Source organism: Streptomyces sp. Isolate_45, assembly GCF_024721315.2.
GTDB lineage: Bacteria > Actinomycetota > Actinomycetes > Streptomycetales > Streptomycetaceae > Streptomyces.
Genome location: NZ_JANFAK020000066.1, coordinates 1 through 18,397, shown reverse-complemented (window position 1 = coordinate 18,397; position 18,397 = coordinate 1). Strand labels below are relative to the sequence as shown.

Below are 18,397 nucleotides of genomic sequence, written 5' to 3'. Positions count from 1 at the left end.
TCAGCTCCTCTCGGCCGTGCCACGGCCCTGCGGGGACGTGGGCGGCAAGGGATCGGTGCGGGAGACCTGGGTCTCCGGATACGCCTCGTGGCCGGGGGCCGTGGGCGGTGCCGGGACCTCGTCGATCCGCTCGGCGGACTCGATGCGGGCGGCGCACACCTTGTACTCGGGGATCTTGGAGCGGGGGTCGAGGGCGTCGATGGTCAGGGCGTTCGCGGCCGTCGGGACGGGCCAGTGGTAGGGGATGAAGACCGTGTCGGGGCGGATGGCCTCCGTGACCAGCGCCGGGAAGACCTCGCTGCCGCGCCGGGTGACCACCCGAACCGGCTCGCCGTTGCGGAAGCCGTGCGAGGGGTGGACCTCCACCCAGGGCCGCGGGGTCTGTTCCACGAGCGCGCCCAGACGGCGCGTCTGGTTCCCGGACAGGAAGTGCGCGACGGTGCGTCCGGTGGTCAGGGAGAGCGGGTACTCCTCGGTGTACGGGTCCATCGGCGCGTGCCACTCGACGACCTGGAGGTGGACCTTCCCGTCGGGGTGGTAGGTCCTGCCGCCCTCGAACAGCCGGGGGGTGCCCGGGTGGTCGGTGGACGGGCACGGCCACATGATGCCGCCGGTCTCCTCCAGCCGCTCGTAGGTGATGCCGTAGTAGTCGTTGACGGTGCCGGCGGAGGCGACGCGCAGTTCCTCGAACACCTCGCGCGAGCCGGCGAAGTCGAACTTGTCGCCGACGCCCAGGCGGCGGGCCAGTTCGCACATCACCCAGGTGTCGGTGCGCACCCCCGCGGGCGGTTCCTGCGCCTTGTTGTGCTTGACGACGCGGGCCTCGGTGTTGGCCATGACGCCCTCGTCCTCGGCCCACACCGTGACGGGGAAGACGACGTGGGCGTTTGTGGCGGTCTCGGAGAGGAAGAAGTCGAACTGGGCGTGGAATTCGAGGGTGTCGTACCCGTCCTTGACCGCGCCGTAGTTGGGAAGGGAAACGAACGGGTTGTTGCAGATGCCGATGAGGCCGCGGATCTCCTGGCGCTGCATCTGCCAGACCATTTCCATCATGGAGGTTCCGGCGAGCGGCAGATCGGCCTCCTCGATGCCCCAGATCCGGCAGATCTGGCGGCGGTGCTCCTCGTTCATGATGGAGCGCCCGCCGGGCAGCAGGTCCGACTTCTGGCCGTGCTCGCGGCCGCCCTGCCCGTTGCCCTGCCCGGTGATGGTTCCGTAGCCCGCCCCGGGCTTGCCGAGGTTCCCGGTGGCGACGCACAGGTTGATGATGGACAGGCAGTTCTCGACGCCCTGCGAGTGGTGCTCGACGCCCCGGGCGTGGAAGGCCATGGCGTTGCCGGCCCGGCCGAACGTCCGGGCCACCTGGACGATCTGCTCCTCGGGGATCCCGCAGATCGCGGCCGCCCGGGCGGGCGGGTAGTCCTGGACGTTCTCGCGGACCTCCTCCCAGCCGGTGGTGTGGGCGGCGAGGTAGCCCTCGTCGGTCAGTCCCTCGGCGACGATCACGTGCAGGACGGCGTTGAAGAAGGCCGAGTCCGTGCCGGGCTTGAGGGCGACGTGGATGTCCGCGGTGCGGGCGACGGCGGTCTCGCGGGGATCGACGACGATCAGCGAGGCGCCCCGGTCGCGCGCTCCCCACACGTACTGGGTCATCACGGGGAAGCACTCGCCCACGTTGGACCCGGCGATCAGGAGGCAGTCGGTGAGGAGGATGTCCGAGAAGGGGTTCCCGGCCCGGTCGATGCCGAACGCGAGCTTGTTGGCGCCGGCCGCGCTGACCATGCAGAGGCGGCCGTTGTAGTCCACGTGCCGGGTCTTGAGGGCGACCCGGCCGAACTTGCCGACGAGGTAGGTCTTCTCGGAGTAGAGGCTGGCTCCGCCGAGCAGCCCGAAGGCGTCGTTGCCGTGCTCGCCCTGGATGCGCCGGACCTCGGAGACGGTGAAGTCGAGCGCCTCGTCCCAGGAGCACTCGCGGAACTCCTCGTCCCGGGATCGGCGCATGAGCGGGGCGGTCAGCCGGTCGGGGTGGTTGACCTGCTGGTAGGCGTTGATGCCCTTGGGGCACAGCCGCATCCGGTTGATGTCGTGGTTGCGGGGCTCGACGCCGAAGACCTTGCCGCCCTTGTCGACGCGCAGGTACATCCCGCACTGGACTCCGCAGAAGCAGCAGTGGGTGGGGACGAGCGTCTCGCCGTTCTGGTCGGCGTGCCACTGGTCGGCGGGGATGCCTCCGGCGTCGCGGAAGTTGCGGGTGCCGGGCGGGGCGATGGACGGGTCGAGGGGCAGCGGGGCCGTCCTGGCGGGGTCCGTCGCGGTCACTTGAAGCCCTTCTTGACGTGGGTGAGGTAGGCGTTGCCGCGCAGCACCCGCTTGCAGCGCGGGCAGTACTCGGCCCAGGCGTCGAAGTCGAGCTTCAGGTCCTTCATCGTGCCGCGCAGGTTCTCCACGTACGGGGCGGTGTCGACGGGCTCCCCGCAGCGCTTGCAGGCGAAGACCTGCTCGTCCTGGCGGGCCGTGTACTTGAAGAGCTGCATGCCGACAGCGGCCGGCCGCTGGACGATGTGGAAGAACTTCCCGAAGGGGATGTAGATGAGGGTGAAGACCACCGACACCATGTGCAGGATCGCGAGGAACTCGTAGCCGCCGCCGTGCAGGAAGATCGACGAGAAGGTCAGCAGCAGCCCGGTCACCGAGATGACGATCAGGCAGATGAGCGGCAGCAGGTCGTAGGCGAAGCGTTGGCCGGTGATGGCGCCGCGGTCCTTCATCCGGCGCCACAGGAAGTACGAGGCTCCGGGGATGACGAGGACGGCGGCGATGTCCAGGCCGTGGAACATCAGCCAGCCCAGGACGCTCAGCGAGTCGAAGCCGAGGACCTTGAACCCCCAGACCCGCATCGCGTAGCCGGGGCCCGCGCCGCTGTCCGAGGTGAAGGTGAACCAGCCCCAGGTGAGCGGGAAGGTGATCGCGGCGGCCAACAGGCAGCCCCAGAAGATCAGCTGGTGGGCGGCCCAGCGGCCGCGCGAGCGGGCGCCCAGGAACTTCTGGAAGCCGAGGTAGGTGGCGATCATCCGCGGCAGCGCGGTGGGCGCCTTCTTGAAGTTGGCCGCCGAGAAGAAGCTTCCGAAGCCCCGTTTGAAGAGGCGGCGCGCGCCGGGCGCCGAGACCCACACCGTGTAGCGGTAGGCCACGCCGAAGGCCAGGAAGACGGTCGCGACGGCGTACGGCAGCAGGGCGGAGTCGAAGTCCCTCAGGAGCCTGCTGCCGAGCACGATCGCGGCGATGAGCAGCAGGGACACGACGACGCCCGCCAGGGTGGCCCGTGCGGTGACGGACCGGCCGGCGGGCGGCGGGGTGCCGGGCACCCCGGGCGGCGGTGGCGGGGCTTCGGCGATGACTTCTGTGGGCTCGGACACAGCCACCACGCTAGGTGGTTCATACCGATTCAGCCTCTTGTGTCCGGAGTTCGGTTGGTCCGAACGGGTCAGACGGGTGGGCCGGGTGAGCCGGGTCGGACAGGTCAGACGGCCGTCAGGCCGCGGGCGGCGAACGCAGCCTTCGCCGCGGCGACCTGCTCCGCGCCGGGCGAGGGGGTGTCGCGCAGGGTGAACGGCATGCCCAGGGCCTCCCACTTGCTCTCGCCGAGCTTGTGGAAGGGCAGGACGTCGACCCGCGAGACGTTGCCGAGCGCGGCGGCGAAGTCGGCGACGCCCTCCACGTTCTCCCGCCCGTCGGTGAGACCGGGGACGAGGACGAACCGCAGGTGCACCTCCTTGCCGAGGTCGGCGAGGCGCCGGGCGAAGTCCAGGGTGGGCTCCAGCGGGCGGCCGGTGACCTTGCGGTAGGTGGCCCGGTCCCAGGACTTGATGTCGAGCAGGACGAGGTCCACGTCGCGCAGCAGGGCGTCGGTGGCGCGCGCGCCGAGGAAGCCGGATGTGTCGAGGGCGGTGTGCAGGCCGAGGTCGTTCTTCATGCGGTGGAGCAGCTCGCCCGCGAAGACGGGCTGGAGGAGGGGTTCGCCGCCGGAGATGGTGGCGCCGCCGCCCGAGGCGGCGATGAACCGGGTGTACTTGCCGGCCTCGGCGATGACCTCGTCGGCCGAGGTGCGCTTGCCGTTGCGCATCCGCATGGTGTCGGGGTTGTGGCAGTACAGGCAGCTCAGCGGACAGCCCGCGAGGAACGTGACGAAGCGCGTCCCGGGTCCGTCGACGCCGGTGGACAGGTCCCAGGAGTGCACCGAGCCCTCGCTCGGCCGCCGCGTCGCGGCGGCGGCCGGCGTCCGGCCGGCGCCGGCGGCCGGGGCGGTGGCGACTCCGACCGCGGCATGGACCTGGGCCTGGGCCTGGCCGACGGGGATGCTCGTACCGAAGAGGACGGTCATGGCGGGCGCTCCAGACTGAGCCGGTGTCCGTGGGGATCGGATGGGACGCGCGGTCCCGGGGCCGGGTGAGGGGTGAGGGACCTGCCCCGGGCCGCGCGGTACGGGGGCTCTACAACGAGCCGTGGAAGGTGCGGTTCAGCACGTCGAGCTGCTGGTCCCGCGTGAGCCGGACGAAGTTCACCGCGTATCCGCTGACGCGGATGGTCAGCTGCGGGTGGTTCTCCGGGTGCTCCATGGCGTCCATGAGCGTGTCGCGGTTGAGCACGTTCACGTTCATGTGGAAGCCGTCGGCGGCCATGTAGCCGTCGAGGACGCCCGCCAGGTTCTTGATCCGCTCCTCGGGGGTGCGGCCGAGGGCGTCGGGGGTGACGGTGTTGGTCAGCGAGATGCCGTCCTCGGCGTCCTCGTAGGGGAGCTTGGCGACGGACAGCGCCGACGTGACGTAGCCGTGGGTGTCGCGGCCGTTCATCGGGTTGGCGCCCGGGGAGAAGGGCTCGCCGGCGCGGCGGCCGTCCGGGGTGTTGCCGGTCTTCTTGCCGTAGACGACGTTGGAGGTGATCGTCAGCACGGACTGGGTGTGCTCGGCGCCCCGGTAGGTCTCGTGCTTGCGGACCTTCTTCATGAAGTCCTCGACGAGCCGGACGGCGATGTCGTCGACGCGGTCGTCGTTGTTGCCGTAGGCCGGGTAGTCACCGTCGATGACGTAGTCGGTGGCGAGGCCGGTCTCGTCGCGCACGGCCGTGACCTTGGCGTGCTTGATGGCCGAGAGGGAGTCCGCGGCGACGGACAGGCCGGCGATGCCACAGGCCATGGTGCGGCGCACGTCGCGGTCGTGGAGGGCCATCTCGATGCGCTCGTAGGCGTACCGGTCGTGCATGTAGTGGATGACGTTCAGGGCGTGGACGTAGGTCGCGGCGAGCCATTCCATCTGCTCGTCGAACTTCGCCATGACCTGGCCGTGGTCCAGCACCTCGGAGGTGAGCGCACCGGTCTCCGGGCCGACCTGGGCGCCGGACTTCTCGTCGCGGCCGCCGTTGATCGCGTACAGCAGGGTCTTGGCGAGGTTCACGCGGGCGCCGAAGAACTGCATCTGCTTGCCGACCGGCATCGCCGAGACGCAGCAGGCGATGGCGGTGTCGTCGCCGAAGCGCGGGAGCATCAGCTCGTCGGACTCGTACTGCACCGAGGAGGTGTCGATCGAGACGCGGGCGCAGAACTCCTTGAAGCCCCGGGGCAGCCGGGGGGACCAGAAGACGGTCATGTTCGGCTCGGGGGCCGGACCCAGGTTGTAGAGGGTCTGGAGGTAGCGGAAGGAGGTCTTCGTGACCAGCGGGCGGCCGTCCTCGCCCATGCCGGCGATCGATTCGGTGACCCAGGTGGGGTCGCCGCTGAAGAGCTCGTCGTACTCCGGGGTGCGCAGGAAGCGGACGATGCGGAGCTTGATGATGAAGTCGTCGACCAGCTCCTGGGCCCGCTCCTCGGTGAGGAGGCCCGCCGCGATGTCGCGCTGGAGGTACACGTCGACGAAGGTCGAGGTGCGGCCCAGCGACATGGCGGCGCCGTTCTGCTCCTTCACCGCGGCCAGGTAGGCGAAGTACAGCCACTGGATGGCCTCGCGGCCGGTGGAGGCGGGCCCGGAGATGTCGTACCCGTAGGAGGCGGCCATCGCCTTGAGTTCGGCGAGCGCGCGGATCTGCTCGGCGAGCTCCTCGCGCAGGCGGATCGTCTCCTCCAGCGAACGGGGGCCGGCGGGCAGGGCGTTGAGTTCCTCCTTCTCCTCCTTCTTGAAGGCGATGAGGCGGTCGACGCCGTAGAGGGCCACGCGGCGGTAGTCGCCGATGATGCGGCCGCGACCGTAGGCGTCGGGGAGGCCCGTGACGATGCCGGCCTTGCGGGCGGCGCGGATCTCGGGGGTGTAGGCGTCGAAGACACCGGCGTTGTGCGTCTTGCGGTAGTCGGTGAAGACCTTCTCCAGGTCGTCGGAGACCGGGTAGCCGTAGGTCTCCAGGGCGCCCGCGACCATGCGCCAGCCGCCGTAGGGCATGATCGCGCGCTTGAGCGGGGCGTCCGTCTGAAGGCCGACGATCAGGTCCTTGTCGCGGTCGATCCAGCCGGGGGCGTGCGCGGTGATCGTCGAGGGGATGTCGTGCGCGACGTCGTAGACGCCCTTCTCGCGCTCCTCGGGGAACTTGTCCGTGATGGCCTTCCACACGGCGGTGGTCCGCTCGGTGGGGCCGGCCAGGAAGGCGTCGTCGCCTTCGTACGGCGTGTAGTTCTGCTGGATGAAGTCGCGGACGTCCATGGAGTCGCGCCACAGACCGCCCTTGAAGCCGTCCCAGGCTTCCGCGCTCTTCGTGGTTTCCGCAGGGGTGGCAGTCATGGCCGGCACCTTCTTCAGTCGCCTCGTTGCTTGCTTCCATTGCACGCCTTTTGATCGATCATTTGGCGCCGCGTTGGTCCCGAGCTGGGGCCCGAAGGTCCTGTCACTCCTGGCGCCTGATCGCCCACACCTGCCCTGAGCTGCCGTTTCGGCCGGGCCGAAGGTCCATCGTGCGCTTGTGAATCCATTCACAAGAATCTGGACTTCGGGCTGAAAAGTCAGATGATCCGAACCATGGCGAAGCCTGTGGATACCGCGACGCACGTCGTCACCGGCCCCGGCAGCATGAAGGAGTGGTCGATGGCGGCGATGAAGGGCCCGTGGGCCCGCAGCGGGAACCAGCCGTTGGCCGCGGGCCACACGGCGATCAGGAGGGGGCCGGAATGCCGAACACAAACCCCAGCGGCATCAGGGGTCGGGCGGGGGCGAAGCGGGCGCCGGGAGTCGCCGGAGCGGCAGGGCCGCGAGGAGCGGCAGGAGCCCCGACGCCGACCGGCCCGCGGTCGCGCCGGGCAGTGCCGGCCGGCCGCAGGCCGGAAGTGGGGGCCGACCCGGAAGGCCGGGACGGCCGGGACGGCCTAGCTGGGGGCTTCCGCGCCCTTGCGGGCGTAGAACCACCAGGCGACGACCACGCAGCTGGCGTAGAAGGCCACGAAGCCCCACATGGCGCTGGTGACCGCGAAGTTCGCGAACATCGCCGGGATGAAGAAGAAGCCGTAGGCCGCGATTGCGGCGGTGAAGCCGGTCACCGCACCCGACTCGATCTCCGCCTGCTTGAGCGCCGCCGCGTACTGCGGGGTGCCCTCCGTCAGGCCCTTCAGGTGCTGGCCGCGGAAGATGACCGGGATCTGGCGGAAGGTCGAGCCGTTGCCGATGCCCGAGAAGAAGAACGCGGCCAGGAAGCAGAAGAAGAAGCCGTAGAAGGAGCCGTGGTCGGAGCCGGCGGGCAGGAAGGTGATCACGCCGATGATCGAGACGGCCATGCCGACGAAGGACAGGATCGTGACCCGGGCACCGCCCAGCTTGTCGGCGATCCAGCCACCCGCCCAGCGCGCCAGGGCGCCGAGGGCCGGGCCCATCCAGGCGTACGTGGCAACGGAGTAGTCGGGGAAAGTGGTCTTGATGAGCAGCGGCAGGGCGGCGGCGAAGCCGATGAAGGAGCCGAAGGTGCCGACGTAGAGCCAGGTCATCAGCCAGTTGTGCTTGCGCTTGAAGATGACCTTCTGCTGGCTGAAGGGGGTGGAGGCGACCTTCAGGTCGTTCTGTCCGAACCAGGCGATCGCGGCGAGGACGATCAGGACCGGGACCCACACGAAGGCGGCGTTCTGGAGGTAGATCTCCGAGCCGTCGGCCTTCTTCTGGCCCGCGCCGATCGCCAGCACCGAGGTGGTGATCAGGATGGGTGTCAGCAGTTGGACCACCGAGACGCCCAGGTTGCCGAGACCGCCGTTGATGCCGGTCGCGTTGCCCTTCTCCTGCTTCGGGTAGAAGAAGCCGATGTTGGCCAGCGAGGAGGAGAAGTTCGCGCCGCCGATGCCGCAGAGCGCGGCGATCGCGACCATCGTGGTGTAGGAGGTGTTGGGGTCCTGCACCGCGAAGCCGAGCCACAGCAGCGGCGCGATCAGCACCACCGTCGAGAGCGCCGTGAAGCGGCGCTGCCCGATCATGGGGCCGAGGAAGGTGTAGAAGACGCGGGCGGTACCGCCGGTGATGCCGGGTACGGCGGTCAGCCAGAACAGCTGCGACTGGGAGAAGCCGAAGCCGACGTCCTTCAGGTTCGTCGCGGTGATGCTCCAGACCTGCCACACCACGAAAGCGACCAGCAGCGCCGGCACGGCGATCCACAGGTTGCGGGTCGCGACCTTCTTGCCGGTGGTGCGCCAGAAGGTCGGATCCTCCGGCGTCCATTCGGTGATGGTGCGGCCGGGGCGGTACTGCGCCGGATCGGCCAGCACCTCTGGCACTTGCTGCGTGGCGGTACTCATCGCGTGATCCTGAACGTCGAGAAGGGTCCTGACCTATCCAGGTTCCGCTCGCACCACCGTCCCGCATCAGGGGCGAACGTCGTGTGGGCGGCAGGACAAGGTCCTGTCGCCCACACGACGTTCGGCGGCGGATCAGCGCAGGGCGACCACCGGCAGGGACACCCGCGGGTCGTCCAGGCAGATGCCGGCGCGCAGGTCGAAGACCTGTTTGCGCATCGGCGACGTCACCACCGGCACCCCGTCCCGCGAGCCCACGATGCCGTCCGAGATCACGTCGGCGCCGGAGAAGGGGTCCCGGTTCCCGACCGCGTACACCGCCCCGGCCCGGTCCCTTGAAGACGGCCGCCCCGGCGCCGTCCGCGAGCCGCACCGAACGCCCCCGGCCCGGCTCCAGACCGCCCTCGGCCGCCTTGCCCGGGGCCACCGCCCCCGGAGCCACCGGGCCGAAGCGTTCCAGCGCCTCCGGGTCCTCCAGGACGGCCTGCCACTCGTCCTTGAACTTGTGCGGAGTGCGCAGGCCCCGGTAGCGCAGCTCCAGGTCGATGGCGAGTTTGATCGAGTCGCCCTGTCCGAAGCGGCAGAAGCGGGCGCCGACACAGGACTTCACGGCGCGCAGGGACTTCCCGTAGGCCTGACCGGCCACCTCGCCCAGCGCGATGACCTGCTCGGCGGTGATCTCGCCGCCCGCGACGCGCGGGACGACGGAGTGGCTGCCGTCCTTCTGGAGGTCGGCCTCGGCCGGGCCCACCGTCCCCGAGGGGCTCGCCGCCCTCCGGGAGGCCGGGCACCGCCGGATCGCTGTCGCCGCGCACCTGCCGGCTCCGGGCCGGTTCACCCGGGCCCTGGCCGGCGTCGGGGCCCGGGCGGTCACAGAGCCGCCGGCGGACCACCGCGGATCGCCCGGCTGGTACTGGACCGGTACGAGTCGCAGGAGTCCGCCCGGGGTACCCGCGCACCGCGGGCCGCGCGCCTCGCCTGCCGGGAAGCCCGGCTTTGCTGTCCTGGGCGGTATGACGTACGTACCGATGACCGCCCGCAGCCGCCACGAGGACCATCGGGCGGCGACCCCGCTGGAGCTGTTCTTCGACCTCTGCTTCGTCGTCGCGATCGCTCAGGCCGGGGCGCGGCTGGTGCACTCCCTCGCGGAGGGGCATCCGGGGGCCGGTGTGATCGGCTACTTCTTCGTCTTCTTCGGCGTGTGGTGGGCGTGGATGAACTTCACGTGGTTCGCCTCCGCCTACGACTGCGACGACGTGCCGTACCGGGTCGCGACGCTCGTCCAGATCGCGGGTGTCCTCGTCTACGCGGCGGGCGTGAGCCGTGCCTTCGACGACAACGACTGGGTCGTGGCCGTCATCGGCTACCTCATCATGCGCGTGGCGCTCACCGCGCAGTGGTTGCGCGCGGCGGCCGGGGAGAGCGGTCCGGCCCGCAAGGCCGCGCTCACCTACGCGGCGGGGCTGGTGGTGTGCCAGGCGGGCTGGGTGGCCCTGCTGTTCGCCCCGGAGGACTCCAAGCGCTGGCTGTTCCTCGTGCTGGTGGTGGCCGAACTGTTCGTTCCGGTGGTGGCCGAGCGGGGCCACCAGACTCCCTGGCACGCCCACCACATCGCGGAGCGGTACGGCCTGTTCACGATCATCGTGCTCGGCGAGACGATCGCCGCCAGCACCGTGGCCGTGAAGTCGGCGCTCGACGAGCACGAGGCCCTGGGTGAGCTGCTGCCCATCGCCGCGGGCGGGCTGCTGATCGTCTTCGCCGCGTGGTGGATCTACTTCGCGGTTCCGGTGCACACCCGGCTCAACTCCAACCGCGACGCCATCCCGTGGGGCTACGGGCACCTGCTGGTCTTCCTGTCGGGGGCGGCGATCGGCGCGGGCATCGAGGTCGCCGTGGAGCACGCGGTCGGCAAGGCGCACATCTCCCAGGTGGCCGCCAACGCCGCCGTCACCGTCCCCTCGGCACTGTTCCTGCTGATGGTGTGGCTGCTGCACTCCCGCTACTTCAAGCGCGGCGCCGCCCAACAGTCGGTACTGCCGTTGTCCGCCGCGGCGCTCCTCGCCTGCACCTGGTCGGGCCCGTACGCGGTCCTCTGGGCGGGCCTGGTCGCGACGCTCACGGTGGTGGTCGGCCAGACCCTGGCCGACCACGGTCCGGGTGCCCGCACCGCGGCCGGGTGAACGGCGCGGCACCCGTCACCCCCGCGCCCCCGGACCCGTTCAGCAGCTCAGGCAGCTCAGCAGAGCGGCAACACAGGAAGGGACGGGCCCATGACACTGCCCCCACAACGGCACCCAGGCGCGGCCGACCCCGGCGGGGAGCTCGCCGACCCGGGGTTCTGGCAGCTCCCCCCGGACCGGCGGCTGTCGGCCTTCGCCCGCCTGCGCGCCCTGGACACGCCGGTGTTCGTCCCCGAGGGGGCGGGCCACTGGGCCCTGGTGCGGCACGCGGACGTGCAGGAGGCGAGCCGGCTGCCGAAGGTGTTCGCCAGCGCGCCCGGCGTCACGACGCCCGAGCCGGCCCGCTGGGTGCGCGCCCTGTTCGGGGACTCGATGGTCAACCTGGACGGCCCGGACCACGCACAGTTGCGCAAGATCGTCCAGCGGGCGTTCACACCCCGGCTGCTCGCGGCCGCGGAGGAGGACATCCACGCGGTGGCGGCCCGCATCGTGGACGACGTACTGGCCGAGGAGCCGGACGAGTTCGTCTCGGCGGTGGCCTCCCGGCTCCCGCTGGAGGTCATCTGCAACATGATGGGGATCCCGGAGCGCTACCGGGCGGAGATCGCCGACCGGGTCAACCACGCCTCGGAGAACATCGGCGTCGAGCGGGGCCTGGCGGCCCGACTGCGGATGCCCGGGCGCGGGCTGCGGGCGCTGGCGCGGATGCAGCGCATGGTCGCCGGCATCGGCCGGGAGCGGCGCAGGCACCCCACGGACGACCTGATCTCCGCACTGGTCACGGCGAACGTCGACGGACAGGCCCTCGGCGCCCGCCAACTGGGTGCTTTCTTTTCCCTGTTGATGGTCGCCGGGGTGGAGACCACCCGCAACGCCATCACCCACGGGCTGACCCTGCTGACCGACTTCCCCGAGCAACGGGAACTGCTGCTCTCGGACTTCGAGAAGTACGCGGACGGCGCCGTGGACGAGATGATCCGGCACTCGACGCCCATCATCCAGTTCCGCCGGACGGTCGTCACCGAACACACCCTGGGCGGCAGGCCGTTCAGGCCCGGCGACAAGGTGGTGCTGTACTACGCCTCCGCCAACCGCGACGAGGCCGTCTTCCCGGACCCGGACGCCTTCGACATCACCCGCTCCCCCAACCCCCACCTGGGCTTCGGTGGCGGCGGACCGCACTTCTGCCTGGGCGCGCACCTCGCCCGGGTGGAGATGAAGGCCCTGTTCCGCGAGCTGCTCACGCGCCCGGTGGGCCTGCGGGCGGTGGGCCTGCCGGATCTGGCCGGGTCCAGCTTCGACAACCGGGTGCGTTCGCTGCGGTTCGCCTTCGAACGCCCCTGACACACCGGGCCGGCCGGGCGGAACCGGCCACCGGGCAGGCTGGGAGCCCGGCGGCCGGAGCGGGTGGGCGGCGCGCGTCGAGCACCGACGCCGCTACCGCGGGCCGCGCAGCATCACTTCCGCGGGCCGCGCCCCGTCACTTCTGCAGGCTCTGCACGGTCACGACGCAGTGCGCGCTGCTCGTCAGCACTTCCTCGTCACCGGCGAACGCCTGCAGCACCTCCGCGGAGACGGGCTTGCCGGGGACCGCCTCGGGCCAGGCGCGGGTGGCGAACAGGAAGTACGCCTGCCCGCTCTCCTTGGCGGCGTCCACCCACTCCGGCGGCGCGGTGCAGGTCGCGTTGAGCCCCGGCATGGTCAGCGCGATCTGGTTGTCCGCGAGGAGGACCTTCACGTCGAACTTGTGCGGGTTGCGGGTGCCGTCCATGACCACGTCGCCGATGGGCAGGCCGATCTCCTCCAGCAGTCCGCGGGCGGCCGTCTCGCCGGCCTCCCGGCCCTGGGGGCCGTCGCCCAGGGTGTAGGCGAGGAGGTACGGGATGTCGTGCCCCTCGGAGGGGTCGCCGATCCAGGCGAGCACCGAAAGGGTGCCGAGGTGGGACCGGTCGATATCGGCTTGCGTTGAAGTCATGCGCCGCACCTTAGTGGGCCGTCACCCGACCCTTTCACGGCCTTTCACCCGCCCGGGCTAGACCTCCCAGAAACCCCCTCCGGAATTCGCCTGCATGTTCGCGTCCTGGTACTGGACCCGTGCGATCCGCGCGTTTTCCGGAATTTCGAACACGACCCAGCCCTCGGCCCGCTCACCGACCTCCAGGGAATCGAAGACGAGCGGTTTGCCGGTCGTCAGTTCACCGGTGCGCACGACGGGGTGGCGCTTGCCCGCGGTGTCGTGCGCCCACATGTGCCCGAGAGCCCCGTACGAGGCTCCGCCGACGTTGACGAACGACATCGAGGCGGCCACCCAGCGCTTCCCGGCGGGCGGTACGAAGTTCGGCTCCACGCTCACCGCCGGGTCCACGTACGCGGCGAGTACCACCTGGAGGTGACGGCCCACCTCACGCCCCCGCACCCGTACGGGGTCACCCACATGGGCTTCCTTCACGGCGGCCGACCTCACCTCCCGCGCGGGCGCGGCCGGGTCTTCATCGGCGCCGGGCGCTCCGTCGTCCACGGGGACGGCGGGCGCCGCGGCGGGGGCGACCGCGGCGCCCTCGCCGTCGCCCGAGCAGGCGGTGGCGCCGAGCAGGAGGAGCGGGAGCAGGGCGGCGGTGGCGAGTGCGGGGGCGGAAAGGCTGCGCATACGGGATCCCTTCGGGGATCTTCGATCTTCGGGAATTTATCGCGGCCAGTCTCACGCGCCCGAGCGGGCATTTGCACACACCGACACGGGCGGAGGGAGCGAGTTGCCCGCCAACTGCCAGCACAATGCGTTCCGACGGAATACCGCCGCCCTCGTCCACCTGGAGGAAGAATGCGTACGACCGCCATCCGACTGGCCCTCACGGCCTGCTCCGCACTGGCCGCGACCGCCGCACTGGCCGTTCCCGCGGAAGCGACCGTTTTCCATCAGGAGATTTCCGTACGGTCGGATGCCCACATCACCCCGGACGGCAGGATCACCCTTTCCGGGACCTACAGCTGCGAGGCCGCGTCACCCGTCGGGACGGTTCAGGTCAAGGCGACCGTGATCCAGGAAGGCGTCCGGCTGACGATGGGCGCCGGCGACGCCGTCTGCGACGGTCACGAGCACCCCTGGCGGGCCGAGAGCAAGCCGGGCCGCACCTGGGGCGTGCACGAGGGCGCCGCCCGGGCCGTCGCCCAGCTCCAGGAGATCCACTTCGGCGGCGGGATGCTGCCGCGGGCCGTCGACACGGTCGCCGAGGACGCCCGGGACATCACGGTGCACGACCGCCACCGTTAGGGGCTGCCGTCCGCACGCCCGTCGGTCCGGTGGCCGCCGGTAGCCGCCGGTGGCCGCCGCTACCGGCACTCGGGCGCGACGCCCGTCATCGACATGAACGCCACCGTCTGGCACCCGGGGTCCGCGTGCGGACGCCCCGTCGTCCAGTCCACGACCGTGGGGACCCCGGCCACCAGCAGCAGGGCCGCCAACAGCGCGGTGACCGCGCCCCGGTTCAGGCGGCGCACGGCGCGTTCCGTCGCGAAGCCTTCAAAACCTTCCGTTCCATGGCCGCATCATCACCCCGCACGCGACACCCCACAACCCGACGTAGGCGCCCGGTCACCCTCCGACGTGACGGATGCGGTCGACGTCGAACTCGCACCAGACGGCCTTGCCGTCCCCGCGGGACTCCACGCCCCAATGGCTGGCCAGCGCGTCCACCAGCAGCAGTCCGCGCCCGGTGGTGGCCGCCTCGCCCGGGGTGCGCCGCCGCGGCCACACGCTGGAGCGGTCCTTGACCCACAGTCGGATCCGCCGCACCGGCTCCGGCAGCACCTCCATGGTCAGCACCGCCCCGCCGTCCGTGTGCAGGAGGGCGTTGACGAGCAGTTCCCCGGCCGCCAGCTCCACGTCGTCGGCCAGCTCGGGCATGCCCCAGTCGCGCAGGGCCTGCCGCAGGGCGTAGCGGGCCTCGGAGAGCCCTTCCGGGTCGGCCTGGTGGACGTACTGGTGGATCCGGGGCGCCCGGTGGGTGCCCGGGTCCGGGGCCCGGCGCAGGACGAGCAGGGCCACGTCGTCGCCGGAGCCCCAGCGCTCCCACAGCCGGTCCGAGAGGTGGTCGGCGAGCGCCCCCGCCCCCTGCGGGCCGCTGCGCACCGCTTGCGCGAGGGCGTCCATGCCCTGACTGATGTCCGTTCCGGGCTCCTCCACGAGCCCGTCCGTGCACAGCACGAGGGTTTCGCCGGGCACCAGGTCGAGACGGGTCTCGGGAAACTCCTCCCGTTCGAAGAGGGAGGCCAGTCCGAGCGGCAGCCCGCCGCGCACGTTGGGCCAGCCGGTACGCCCGTCCGTGTGGCGGATCAGCGGGCCGATGTGGCCCGCGCGCACGGCCCGTACGCCACCGGTCTCCAGGTCCACCTGCGCGTACATGCAGGTGGCGAAGCGTTCGGTGTCCAGCTCGGCGAGGAAGCGCGAGGCGCGCGCCAGCACGGTGGACGGTGAGTGCCCCTCGCCCGCGTAGGCGCGCAGCGCGATGCGCAGCTGCCCCATGATGGCCGCCGCGTGCGTGTCGTGGCCCTGCACGTCGCCGACGACGATCCCGACGCGGTCGCGGGGCAGCGCGATCACGTCGTACCAGTCGCCGCCGACCTCCCGCCCGCTCCACGCGGAGTGGTAGCGGACCGCGATCTCCCCGCCGGTGATCTCCGGGATCCGGCGGGGCAGCATTGCGGCCTGGAGTCCCGTCGCGAACTCCCGTTCCTGGTCGAAGAGCAGCGCCCGTTGGAGGGACTGGGCGACGATGCCCGCCAGGCCGAGGCACAGGTTGCGTTCCTCGGGGCTGAACTCGGTGCGCCGCCGGTAGAACAGCACGAGGCCGCCGATGGCCTGGGCCTGGGCGATCAGGGGGAGGTAGGCGGCGGCGTCGTAGCGGATCCGGCTCAGGTAGTCGGCCAGCAGGGGGAACTCGTCGGCGAGGTCGGCGAGGGAGGTGACGAAGCGCGCCGTGCGGGTGAGGACCGCCCGGGACAGCGGCAGGGATCCGTCCAGCCGGGTGAACTGCCGTTCGCTGAGGATCTCCAGCGTCTCACCGCTCAACGCGATGATCTTGATGGCGCCGTTCTCGACGAGGCCCAGCGCCAGACCGTCGGCGCCGAGCCGCTCCAGGGCGCCCGCGCCGGTCAGGGCGGCCGTCACGTCGTCGACCGTCACCGCCCGCGACAGGGCCTCCGTGGTGCGCTGCACGATGGTGGCCTGCTGGGCGCGGGCCGTCTCCAGCCTCCGCAGCACGGTGGCGTGGGCCAGCTCGGCCGTCGCGTCCCGGACGATCCCCACGATCCGCAGGGGGCGGCCGTCCGCGTCGCGCAGCACCCGGCCCTGGGTGTGCGTCCACTGGTCGCGGCCGTCGCGCCGCTGCACGGTGAAGTAGGAGCCGTACGTCTCCCCGCCGCCGTCCAGGACCTCGATCACGGTGTCCGCCAGGCGGGCCGAGTCGTCGGCCGGGATCCGCAGCCCGAGGCCCTCCGGGGTGTCGTCGAACTCCTCCGGCTCCAGGTCGAAGACGGCCAGGCCGGCCGCGTCCAGCAGGAGCGTCCCGGTGCCCAGGTTCCACTCGAAGCTGCCCATGCCGTTCAGCGCGAGCCGTTCGCCCGGGCCTGTCAGGGGAATCTCCCGGCCCTGCTCGGATCCGTCGCGCTCCGCCGCTGCCAAGAGACACACCACCTAACGGCCGGGCCAGCACGGCTGGGAGATCAGCCGCTCCCATTCCTCGTCAGGATGCCCCGGGAGGGTGCGTCCGGCCTCCCGCCAACGCTTGACGAGGGAGAGGTAGATCGCGCACGGATCGCCGGACGGATACGCCCCGGACCTGAGGCCCTGGGACGCGGCGGCCGGCGCCCCGTACGCCGGGGCCCCGTAGGCGGGAGCCCCGTACGCGGGAGCCCCGTACGGAGCGGCCGCGGCCGGTCTCGCCGGGGGCTGTTCGCCGCGGCTGGCGGGAATGCGCACCCAGCCACGGCCGCCCTGTGCTCGCTCCGCTCCCATCGCGGACCCCTCTCAGGTGGATCTCGGCGCAGTTACGTCTACGGATGCCCGGCGGCGGCCCGGTCGGCCCGGGCGCCGCCCGTGGAGCCGGGCAGCGGACCCCGGGCGCCGAGGCGCTTGCGGACTCCTCTCACCAGTCTCCCCGCCGTGAACCCCGCGCCGTGCACGAATCGCATGGAAGGGCCGAATGAGGGAGCGGTCAGCAGCCCCGCGAAGAAGAGGCCGGGCCAGGACGACTCGAAGCCGGCGCTCAGCTCCGGGGTCCCGCCGTCCCCCACGGTCTCCAGCGCGGCCCGCAGCCGGGCGTCGAGGAGTTCCAGCCGCCGTAGGTCGGGGGCGAAGCCGGTCGCCGCGACGACGTGGGCCGTCTCCAGTACGACGGACTCGCCGGCGGTCGTGATCAGCCCGAGCCTGGTCCGCCCGCCCACCGCGGTCGCCCGCTCCAACCGGTGTCCCAGCAGCGCCGGCACCCGCCGCTCGAAGCGCTCCCGCAGCCACCAGGCCCCGGCGGGCCCCAGCGCCGTGGCCGCGATCCGCTCCCGGGTCGGCGCGGGCAGCCGCCGTACCGCCCAGGGCAGCTCCGACCACACCCAGCTGCGCCAGCCCGTGCCGAGGCCGCTGTGGGGCTCGCGCAGGGACCGCTTCAGCGGCCGCTCCAGGGGCTGCGGGACGGTGTTCCAGTTCAGCCGGGCGCGCCGGGCCACCAGGGACGGCCGGGCCCCCGCCTCCGCGAGCAGCGCGGCGGTCTCCAGGGCGGCCTGCCCGGCCCCGAGGACGGCCACGTCGAGACCGGCGAACCGGGCCAGGTCACGGTGGTCGCTGCTGTGCGAGACGTGCCCGGGCGGCAGTTCCCGCAGGATTTCGGGGTACCGGGTGAAGGGCATCACCCCGACCGCCAGGGCCACGGTCCGGGCGAGGAGCGGGGGTCCCTCGGCGGTACGGATCAGGAACCCCTCGCCCTGCGGGGTGACCTCGGTGACGGTCACCTCCTCCACCTCGGGCGCGGCCCGCCGGGCGAACCACAGCCCGTACGCGCTGAACGTGCCGATCGGCAGCGGGCTGCCGTGTTCGGCGGCCACCCCGAGGCCCGCGCAGTACTCGCCCAGGGTGTGGCGTCCGCCGGGCGCGGAGAGGTTCGAGGACCAGGGCTCCGACTTGAGGAACATGCCCTCGGGCATGTGGTCCCGCCAGGAGGCCATGGGCCGCCCCAGCACCCGCACGCCGAGCCCGGCCGCCGCGGCGTGCGCGGCGATCGACAGCCCGTACGGTCCCGCGCCGACCACCACGAGGTCGTCCATCCGCGTCACGGCAGTTCCTCCGACTCGCTCATCACCAACCCGGCCGTCACCGGGTCACCAGCTCGTCCGGCTCCGTCGAGGCCTCGGGAGGGGCCGGCCGGGACGCCGCCGGGGGCTGCGCCCGCTGGCGGGGGGCCCGGACGACCGCGCGGGCCGTGCGCCGGCC

At 71.6% G+C, this 18,397-nt stretch carries 16 protein-coding genes and 1 pseudogene; 3 read left to right on the top strand and 14 right to left on the bottom strand.

The window, feature by feature from the left end; all coding sequences use genetic code 11:
- The 8 genes and pseudogenes from NOD94_RS21535 to NOD94_RS21500 form a co-directional block, all read right to left on the bottom strand.
- On the bottom strand, window positions 1–2,319 hold the full coding sequence (locus tag NOD94_RS21535; RefSeq protein WP_281207657.1) for a molybdopterin oxidoreductase family protein: 2,319 nt from the start codon (window positions 2,317–2,319) through the stop codon (window positions 1–3).
- Entirely contained in the window at window positions 2,316–3,416 is a 1,101-nt protein-coding gene (locus NOD94_RS21530; RefSeq protein ID WP_281207656.1) for an MFS transporter, read from the bottom strand. Before NOD94_RS21530 ends, NOD94_RS21535 begins: the two co-directional genes overlap by 4 nt.
- Window positions 3,417–3,520: 104 nt before the next feature.
- The gene (gene pflA / locus NOD94_RS21525; protein ID WP_281207655.1) at window positions 3,521–4,381 is read right to left on the bottom strand and encodes a pyruvate formate-lyase-activating protein; all 861 of its coding nucleotides are present in this window, start codon (window positions 4,379–4,381) and stop codon (window positions 3,521–3,523) included.
- Between the two features lie 109 nt (window positions 4,382–4,490).
- Window positions 4,491–6,761 (bottom strand): formate C-acetyltransferase, encoded by a 2,271-nt coding sequence (gene pflB, locus NOD94_RS21520; protein WP_281207654.1) that lies wholly within the window; start codon window positions 6,759–6,761, stop codon window positions 4,491–4,493.
- 218 nt (window positions 6,762–6,979) lie between these two features.
- Window positions 6,980–7,123 (bottom strand): hypothetical protein, encoded by a 144-nt coding sequence (locus tag NOD94_RS21515; RefSeq protein ID WP_281207653.1) that lies wholly within the window; start codon window positions 7,121–7,123, stop codon window positions 6,980–6,982.
- Window positions 7,124–7,339: 216 nt separating this feature from the next.
- Window positions 7,340–8,746 (bottom strand): NarK family nitrate/nitrite MFS transporter, encoded by a 1,407-nt coding sequence (locus NOD94_RS21510; RefSeq protein ID WP_281207652.1) that lies wholly within the window; start codon window positions 8,744–8,746, stop codon window positions 7,340–7,342.
- Window positions 8,747–8,878: 132 nt separating this feature from the next.
- Window positions 8,879–9,061 carry a nitrite reductase (NAD(P)H) small subunit gene (locus NOD94_RS21505; protein WP_281207651.1) on the bottom strand — a complete coding sequence of 61 codons (183 nt, stop codon included), beginning with the start codon at window positions 9,059–9,061 and terminating at the stop codon, window positions 8,879–8,881.
- A gap of 178 nt (window positions 9,062–9,239) precedes the next feature.
- Window positions 9,240–9,479 (bottom strand): annotated as a pseudogene (locus NOD94_RS21500) (hypothetical protein); the annotation flags it as partial.
- Between the two features lie 277 nt (window positions 9,480–9,756).
- On the opposite strand from NOD94_RS21500, the gene NOD94_RS21495 reads away from it, so the two are divergent.
- Together NOD94_RS21495 and NOD94_RS21490 are read left to right on the top strand one after the other, a co-directional pair.
- Window positions 9,757–10,923, top strand: a complete 1,167-nt coding sequence (locus NOD94_RS21495; RefSeq protein WP_281207650.1) for a low temperature requirement protein A — start codon at window positions 9,757–9,759, stop codon at window positions 10,921–10,923.
- A 90-nt stretch (window positions 10,924–11,013) separates the two neighbouring features.
- Window positions 11,014–12,267: a cytochrome P450 gene (locus tag NOD94_RS21490; RefSeq protein ID WP_281207649.1), complete on the top strand. Its 1,254-nt coding sequence runs from the start codon at window positions 11,014–11,016 to the stop codon at window positions 12,265–12,267.
- A gap of 136 nt (window positions 12,268–12,403) precedes the next feature.
- Here the strand turns inward: NOD94_RS21490 and NOD94_RS21485 are convergent, their stop codons facing one another.
- Window positions 12,404–12,898: a DUF5949 family protein gene (locus NOD94_RS21485; protein WP_281207648.1), complete on the bottom strand. Its 495-nt coding sequence runs from the start codon at window positions 12,896–12,898 to the stop codon at window positions 12,404–12,406.
- Window positions 12,899–12,955: 57 nt separating this feature from the next.
- A complete protein-coding gene (locus tag NOD94_RS21480) occupies window positions 12,956–13,570 on the bottom strand; it encodes a hypothetical protein (RefSeq protein ID WP_281207647.1) in 615 nt (204 codons plus the stop codon).
- Between the two features lie 171 nt (window positions 13,571–13,741).
- On the opposite strand from NOD94_RS21480, the gene NOD94_RS21475 reads away from it, so the two are divergent.
- The gene (locus NOD94_RS21475) at window positions 13,742–14,191 is read left to right on the top strand and encodes a DUF6299 family protein (RefSeq protein WP_281207646.1); all 450 of its coding nucleotides are present in this window, start codon (window positions 13,742–13,744) and stop codon (window positions 14,189–14,191) included.
- 59 nt (window positions 14,192–14,250) lie between these two features.
- On the opposite strand, the gene NOD94_RS21470 is transcribed toward NOD94_RS21475, so the two are convergent.
- The 4 genes from NOD94_RS21470 to NOD94_RS21455 form a co-directional block, all read right to left on the bottom strand.
- Entirely contained in the window at window positions 14,251–14,418 is a 168-nt protein-coding gene (locus NOD94_RS21470) for a hypothetical protein (protein WP_281207645.1), read from the bottom strand.
- 94 nt (window positions 14,419–14,512) lie between these two features.
- Window positions 14,513–16,600 carry a SpoIIE family protein phosphatase gene (locus NOD94_RS21465; protein ID WP_281207644.1) on the bottom strand — a complete coding sequence of 696 codons (2,088 nt, stop codon included), beginning with the start codon at window positions 16,598–16,600 and terminating at the stop codon, window positions 14,513–14,515.
- 12 nt (window positions 16,601–16,612) lie between these two features.
- Window positions 16,613–16,933, bottom strand: a complete 321-nt coding sequence (locus NOD94_RS21460; protein WP_281207643.1) for a hypothetical protein — start codon at window positions 16,931–16,933, stop codon at window positions 16,613–16,615.
- A 38-nt stretch (window positions 16,934–16,971) separates the two neighbouring features.
- A complete protein-coding gene (locus tag NOD94_RS21455) occupies window positions 16,972–18,231 on the bottom strand; it encodes an NAD(P)-binding domain-containing protein (RefSeq protein ID WP_281207682.1) in 1,260 nt (419 codons plus the stop codon).
- Window positions 18,232–18,397 lie beyond the last annotated feature (166 nt).